Source organism: Micromonospora sp. M51, from assembly GCF_018070305.1.
In the GTDB taxonomy this organism is placed as follows: Bacteria; Actinomycetota; Actinomycetes; order Mycobacteriales; family Micromonosporaceae; genus Micromonospora; species Micromonospora parva.
Window position 1 is genome coordinate 1 of the sequence record NZ_JAGPXZ010000768.1, and the last position, 2805, is coordinate 2805.

The following is a 2805-nucleotide window of genomic DNA, read 5'->3' on the forward strand; positions in this document are numbered from 1 at the left end:
ACCGCGTCCGCCTCACGGAGCGCGCTGGCGAGGTCGAGCAGCGACCGGCCGCCGACCCGGATGATCACCTCGGCGAGCAGCAGGAGGAGCCCCGGCCCGGCGCCGGCGAGCAGGTACGCGGGCCAGCGCAGCGCCGGGGCGTCGGGATCGCGGCGGACGGCTCGACGTCGTGCCCAGGTCAGGTAGCCGAAGGCCAGGAGGCCGGCCAGGAGCCCGGCGACGAGCGATTCGGTGCGGGACACCCACTTGGCCGCGCTGATCAACGATTCCTGGCTGTCGCCGGCGCCGAAGAGGTCGAACAGCGGGTCGCGGGCGCGGCTGAACGCGACCACGAAGATCAGGGTGCCCAGCGCGGCGGTGACCACGGCACCGATCGCCGGGGCGGTTCGCGCGGCGGCCAGCGCGCCCCCGATGATCGCCGCTGCCGCGGTCGTGCCGGCGATCACGTTGGTGGTGGACGTGTCGAAGTAGGTGAGGTTGATGGCCACCGCGGCGGCGAGCCCGACCAGCATTCCGCCGCCGATCGCGCCAGCGAAGCGCAGGGTGGCCCAGTCGCCGTACCGGCGGGCCAGCAGGTTGCCACCGGCCAGCGCGACGGCGGCCCCGGCCACCAGCGCGGCCGAGATCACGCCGGGTAGGGCGAACGCGGAGAGGCTGATCGCGGTGACGCCGGCCGCCGCCGAGGTGATGGCCTCCCGGGTGGACCAGAGCATGGCGGCCAGCCAGCCGAGCGCCAGCAGCGCGAGCACAGTGGCGCCGGGGGCGGGCAGCGGCCGAGTGCCCGCGTTGACCGCCGGCTCGTCCGACTCGGCGGCCGGGGGGCGGCCGGGCTGCTTGGTCATCGTCTCCCCTTCGAGGCGGCAGGTCACCGACCATTCAGGGTACGCGGGCCCGCTGGGCTGCCTGTCGCCCCGGGACAGCGGGATGGATCGAGACCAGTCGGTAAGGGGAGGAGGGGTGCTGCGGTCCTTGGCGCAGGGCGGTGGCCGAGGTGGGTCGCGCGGCCCGTCGTGGAAGAATCACGGGAGGTCCCGCCGCTGCTCGGCCTCTCGTGTGGCGTCCGGTGTCCGGCCGTCCGGTCGGCGCCCGCGGGTCCGGTTTCGCCACTGCTGTCGAGATCGCCAGGAGCCCTGATGGATGCCGTGTTCTCCGTACCCGAGCCGCGCAACGAGCCGGTTCGCAACTACGAGCCGGGCAGCCCCGACCGGGACCGGCTCCAGCGGCGGCTGACCGAGCTCGCCGCCGAGCGCATCGACCTGCCGATGACCATCGGCGGTGAGCAGCGGATGGCCGGCGGCGACCCGATCAACGTGGTGCAGCCGCACAAGCACGCCCACGTGTTGGGTGTGACAGCGCACGCCACCCACGATGACGCCCGCGCCGCCGTGAAGGCGGCAAAGGATGCCGCGCCGATGTGGCGGGCGCTGCCCTTCGAGGAGCGCGCCGCGATCTTCCTGCGCGCCGCCGAGCTGCTCGCCGGTCCGTGGCGCGACACCCTCAACGCCGCCACCATGCTCGGCCAGTCGAAGACCGCGATCCAGGCGGAGATCGACGCGGCCTGCGAGTTCATCGACTTCCTGCGGTTCAACGTGCACTTCGCGCGTCGCCTGATGGAGGAGCAGCCGGCGTCCTCGCCCGGCGTCTGGAACCGCTTCGACCACCGCCCGCTGGAGGGCTTCGTCTACGCGGTCACCCCGTTCAACTTCACCGCCATCGCCGGCAATCTGCCGTCGGCGCCGGCCCTGCTGGGCAACACGGTGGTCTGGAAGCCGGGCCCGACCCAGCAGTTCGCCGCGCACTTCACCATGCGGCTGTTCGAGGCGGCCGGCCTGCCGCCCGGTGTGATCAACATGGTCACCGGCCGGGGCGAGGAGGTCTCCGATGTGGTGCTCGCCGACCCGGATCTGGCCGGCATCCACTTCACCGGCTCGACGAAGGTCTTCCAGCAGTTGTGGCGGACCGTCGGCGACAACATCGCCCGGTACCGGGGCTACCCGCGCCTGGTCGGTGAGACCGGCGGTAAGGACTTCGTCGTCGCGCACACCAGCGCCGACGTGGACGCTCTGCACACCGCGCTGATCCGCGGCGCGTACGAGTACCAGGGCCAGAAGTGCTCGGCGGCGTCGCGGGCGTACGTGCCGCGCTCGATCTGGGAGGGTGGGCTGCGGGACCGCCTGGCCGCCACCGCCGACTCGCTGACCTACGGTGACGTGGTCGACTTCAGCAACTTCGGCGGCGCCGTGATCGACGACAAGGCGTTCGCCCGGCACACCGCCGCGCTGGAACTGATCGCCGGTGACGACAGCTGCCGGGTGCTGGCCGGTGGCACCGCCGACGACTCGGTCGGCTACTTCGTGCGCCCGACGCTCTTCGAGTGCGGCGACGCCGCCCACGAGACCTTCACGACCGAGTACTTCGGGCCGATCCTGGGCGTGCACGTGTTCGACGACGCCCGGTTCGACGAGGTGGTGGCGCAGGCCGAGTCGATCGCCCCGTACGCGCTGACCGGCTCGGTGTTCGCCACCGACCGGCGGGGCGTCGAGTCGGTCGGCGAGCGCATGCGCTACGCGGCCGGCACCTTCTACATCAACGACAAGCCGACCGGCGCGGTGGTCGGGCAGCAGCCCTTCGGTGGCGCCCGCGCCAGCGGCACCAACGATAAGGCCGGCTCCTGGCTGAACCTGGTCCGCTGGGTCTCCCCGCGAACGATCATGGAGACCTTCGTGCCGCCGACCGACCACACGTACCCCCACATGGGCTGACCGGCGACGACCCGCCGGTCAGCCCATGTGGGGGTACGTGTGG

2 protein-coding genes are annotated in these 2805 nt (G+C 72.5%); one reads left to right on the forward strand and one right to left on the reverse strand.

The features are described 5' to 3' along the window. Positions 1-842: hypothetical protein (locus KBX53_RS28435; protein WP_210862641.1), on the reverse strand; the 842-nt coding region annotated here is incomplete at its 3' end. Positions 843-1133: 291 nt separating this feature from the next. On the opposite strand from KBX53_RS28435, the gene pruA reads away from it, so the two are divergent. Beyond that, positions 1134-2762: an L-glutamate gamma-semialdehyde dehydrogenase gene (gene pruA, locus KBX53_RS28440; protein WP_210862644.1), complete on the forward strand. Its 1629-nt coding sequence runs from the start codon at positions 1134-1136 to the stop codon at positions 2760-2762. The last annotated feature ends 43 nt before the right edge of the window (positions 2763-2805 follow it).

What these genes read in the sequence shown, in the direction of transcription:
- pruA (WP_210862644.1), top strand. Translation starts at nt 1,134, where the DNA reads ATGGATGCCGTGTTCTCCGTACCCGAGCCGCGCAACGAGCCGGTTCGC.